The organism is Roseicyclus sp. (assembly GCF_052168335.1).
In the GTDB taxonomy this organism is placed as follows: Bacteria; Pseudomonadota; Alphaproteobacteria; order Rhodobacterales; family Rhodobacteraceae; genus Roseibacterium.
The window spans coordinates 1-3,576 of record NZ_JBQLZP010000051.1 but is presented as its reverse complement, the minus strand read 5'-3'; the positions used below and the strand labels follow the sequence as shown (position 1 = coordinate 3,576).

The 3,576-nt window shown below is 73.4% G+C and carries 4 protein-coding genes; all 4 read left to right on the top strand.

The genetic code is table 11. The features are described from left to right. The first annotated feature begins 718 nt into the window (after positions 1–718). The 4 genes from ACTS11_RS01760 (at position 719) to ACTS11_RS01745 (ending at position 3,503) form a co-directional block, all read left to right on the top strand. Positions 719–1,321 (top strand): LysE/ArgO family amino acid transporter, encoded by a 603-nt coding sequence (locus ACTS11_RS01760; protein WP_442638634.1) that lies wholly within the window; start codon positions 719–721, stop codon positions 1,319–1,321. 43 nt (positions 1,322–1,364) lie between these two features. Then, positions 1,365–2,342 carry a DMT family transporter gene (locus ACTS11_RS01755; RefSeq protein WP_442638633.1) on the top strand — a complete coding sequence of 326 codons (978 nt, stop codon included), beginning with the start codon at positions 1,365–1,367 and terminating at the stop codon, positions 2,340–2,342. Between the two features lie 122 nt (positions 2,343–2,464). After that, positions 2,465–3,157 carry an HAD family hydrolase gene (locus ACTS11_RS01750; protein ID WP_442638632.1) on the top strand — a complete coding sequence of 231 codons (693 nt, stop codon included), beginning with the start codon at positions 2,465–2,467 and terminating at the stop codon, positions 3,155–3,157. Between the two features lie 106 nt (positions 3,158–3,263). Continuing rightward, the gene (locus ACTS11_RS01745) at positions 3,264–3,503 is read left to right on the top strand and encodes a YdcH family protein (protein WP_442638631.1); all 240 of its coding nucleotides are present in this window, start codon (positions 3,264–3,266) and stop codon (positions 3,501–3,503) included. Positions 3,504–3,576 lie beyond the last annotated feature (73 nt).

The following is a 3,576-nucleotide window of genomic DNA, read 5'->3' as shown; positions in this document are numbered from 1 at the left end:
GCCCCCTCGCCGCCCAGGCCCCCCGCCGAGGCCCCGCCCCCCGGCGCCCTGGCCCCCGCCGTCACGCTTGGGGCGACGCGACCGGGGGGGTGGACGCGCGCGCCGGGAGGCACCGCGTCGCGGCCCCGCACCGGCGTCGCAGCAAGCGTGACGGCGGCGGCCAGGTCGCCGGGGCGCAGGCGCTCGGCGGCGGGCCTGGTCGTCGAGGGCGAGGAGGGCTCCCGTCGCCGCCGGCACCTCCGGCACGAGGGCCGCGCGCCTGTCGGCGGTGAGGGCCGCGCGCCTGTCGGCGGTGAGGGCCGCGCGCCTGTCGGCGGTGAGGGCGATGCGCACGGGGGGTGAATTGGCCGGTGCCCGGGCGGGAGGCCTGGCGGGCGGCTGGAGGACGGAGAAGTCCGTTGAGAGCGCGGCTTCGAGAAGGCCGACGGCCTTGGCATGGCCGCAGAAGCGGCGTCCGGTCCCGGTCGGCGTCTCCGGACGGGTCCGGCGGACGAACCTCGTGCCGAGCCGGTTCCCGAGCCCGCACGCGCCGGGAGGCTGCCGATCGCGTGACGCCGAGGGCCCCCGCCGCGCACTCGAAGGGGCCGGTGCGCGGGCCGGCGGCGGCGGGGCCGGGGGCGGCGGATGCGATCCCGGGGGATGCCGATCGGGATCGTGGAAATCCGCTGGACGAGATCGCCGTGGCGGCCTAGGCGGACCCGTCCGGATGGAGACCCCGATGACGGCCGCATTCGCCGCAGGCTTCGCCCTGTCGCTCTCGCTCATCCTCGCCATCGGGGCGCAGAACGCCTTCGTGCTGCGGCAGGGTCTGCGGGCCGAGCACGTGACGGCGGTCGTGCTCGTCTGCTGCGTGTCGGAGGGGCTCCTGATCGCGGCCGGCGTTGCGGGGTTCGGGGTGCTCGCCGAGGCCTTTCCCCGGGCGCTCGACGTCATGCGCTGGGGCGGCGCGGCCTTCCTCGTCGTCTACGGGCTCCGGGCGCTGCGCGCGGCGCTGGCGCCGGGTGCGCTGGAGGCGGCGGGCGGGCCGGGCATGGGCCTTCGGGCGGCGGTCGGCACGGCGCTGGTGATGACCTGGGCCAATCCGCATGTCTATCTCGACACCGTCGGCCTGATCGGCGCGGTGGCGGCGCAGTATCGGCCGGATCACTGGGCCTTCGGGGCCGGGGCGCTGACGGCGTCGTGCCTCTTCTTCGCGCTGCTCGGATACGGCGCGCGGCTGGTGGCGCCGGTCTTCGCACGGCCGACCGCCTGGCGGGTGCTCGACGCACTGGTGGGGGCGACGATGCTGGCGCTTGCGGCAAAGCTCGCGCTTTCGGGCTGAGGCGGCCTTGCGGTCGCCCGGCGATTGCGGTGTTCTCCGGGGCATGGCGGAACAGTCGAGCAGCGCGGAGGGGGCGGCGGCCCCCGGAGGCCGTCCGGTCGCGGGCGTGTTCTGGATGATCGTGACCGGCCTCTGCTTCGTGGCGGTCACGGCGAGCGTAAAGATGGTGGGCGACGACGTGCCCGCCGCGCAGGCGGCGTTCCTGCGCTACGTGCTGGGGCTCGTCTTCCTCGTGCCGATGATCCCGGCGATGCGGGCGGTGACGCTGTCGCGGCGGACGCTCGGCCTCTTCGGCATCAGGGGGCTCGCGCATTCGCTCGGCGTCATCACCTGGTTCTACGCCATGACGCGCATCCCGATCGCCGAGGTCACGGCGATGAACTACCTCAATCCGGTCTATGTCACGGTGCTCGCCGTGCTGGTTCTCGGAGAGCGGATCTCGGCCCGGCGCATCATCGCGGTGCTCGTGGCGCTGGCCGGCGCGCTGGTGATCCTGCGGCCGGGGTTCCGGGACCTCGACCCGGGGCATTTCGCGATGCTCTTCACGGCGGCCTCCTTCGCGGTGGGCTACCTTCTGGCGAAGATCCTCGCCGACGAGGTGCCGGCGCCGGTCGTGGTCTTCATGCTGTCGGTGACCGTCACCGTCGCGCTCCTGCCCTTCGCGCTGGCGGTCTGGGTGCCGGTGGGGTGGGGCGATCTGGGCTGGCTCTTCCTCACGGCGGTCTTCGCGACGGGCGGGCACTACACGATGACGCTGGCCTTCCGCGCGGCGCCGCTGACGGTGACGCAGCCCGTCACCTTCCTGCAGCTCGTCTGGGCCACCGCGCTCGGTGCGCTCGTCTTCGCCGAGCCTGTCGACGTCTTCGTGATCCTCGGCGGCGCGATGATCATCGCCTCGGTCACCTACATCGCGCTGCGCGAGGCGCAGCTTCGCCGGAGGGTGGCGTCCGCCGGATCGGCGCCCGGCTACGGCGCGCCGGCGGCGATGGAGGACCGCGTCCGCGACAAGCCCGGAAATTGAGCAGCGCACGGGCCAATCGCTCATGGCGGAGACAATGCGCCATGCTGCGCTGCGGAATATCCCCGCCGTCAACTTGTTGGGCACAATTGTCTGCATTGCCTTCATGAAAGCGGAGGGTTTGCATGACACTGGAAGCCGTCATCTTCGGGGGCATGGGCAGCATTGCGGAATGCGCCGAGATCGACCGCGCCGCGTGGAACGCGGCTTTCCGGATGCATGACGTGCCCTGGGAATGGTCCTGGGACACCTATGCCGAGCTGATGCGCCCGGGCGGCGACCGTCAGCTCGCGGCGCGCTATGCGGCGCATCTCGGCCAGGTGGTGGAGGCGGTGGCGCTCGACGCGACGCACCAGAAGCTCTTCGCCGCCATGCTGGGCGAGGAGGTGCCGCTGCGTCCCGGCGTCGGCCGCGTGCTGGCCTGGGCGGCGCGTGCGGGCCTCAGCCTCGCCATCGTCAGCCGGGCCGAGCTTCAGCCGGTCACGGCGCTGCTCCGGGCGACGGCGCGGGCGCGGGCGGGCATCGCCTTCGACGTGGCGATCCTCCGCTCGGACGTGGCGCGCATGGCGCCCGACCCCGAGGCGATGGCGCTGGCCGTGGAGAAGCTCGGCGTCGGGCGGGGCCGCTCGGTCGTCGTCGCGGATACACCCGTCGCGGCACATGCGGCGCAACGCGCGGGCCTGCCGGTGCTCGCCTTCCCCGGCCGCCTCGCCGAGGCCGAGCCCGAGGAGTTCGGCGGGGTCGCCATGGCGCACGTGCTCTCTCCCGAGGCGCTGACGCGGGCCTGGCGGGGCGAGGTCGACACGGCCGCCGAGTGACGTGGCGGCGCGTCTCCCGCAGGCTTGATCTGGCTCAAGGTTCTGCCCCGTCGCGGCGGTCTAGGGTCGTGTCCGATACAGGACGCACGACAGAGGAGACACGCGCATGTCCCATACCCCCCACGAACTGGCCGAGGAATTCCCGCAGGACGTCGAGAAGATCCACGAGCTGAAGGTGAGCAACCCGCATTTCGCGCGGCTGATGGACGCCTATCACGAGGTCAACCGCGCCGTGCACCGGGCCGAGACCGGGGTGGAGCCCGTGGACCAGGCCGCCGAGACAGCGATGCGGAAGGAGCGGATGCGGCTCAAGGACGAGATCGCGGGGATGCTCGCGAAGGCCTGAGGCCGGTCCGACGGAGAGGGGGCGGCCGCGCCTGCGTCCGCCCCGCGCGCCTCAGGCGGCGCTGTCCTTGCCG

Bases quoted from the DNA above. Each gene is read 5' to 3' on its own strand.
- ACTS11_RS01750 (WP_442638632.1), top strand. From the start codon at position 2,465: ATGACACTGGAAGCCGTCATCTTCGGGGGCATGGGCAGCATTGCGGAA.
- ACTS11_RS01760 (WP_442638634.1), top strand. From the start codon at position 719: ATGACGGCCGCATTCGCCGCAGGCTTCGCCCTGTCGCTCTCGCTCATC.
- ACTS11_RS01755 (WP_442638633.1), top strand. From the start codon at position 1,365: ATGGCGGAACAGTCGAGCAGCGCGGAGGGGGCGGCGGCCCCCGGAGGC.
- ACTS11_RS01745 (WP_442638631.1), top strand. From the start codon at position 3,264: ATGTCCCATACCCCCCACGAACTGGCCGAGGAATTCCCGCAGGACGTC.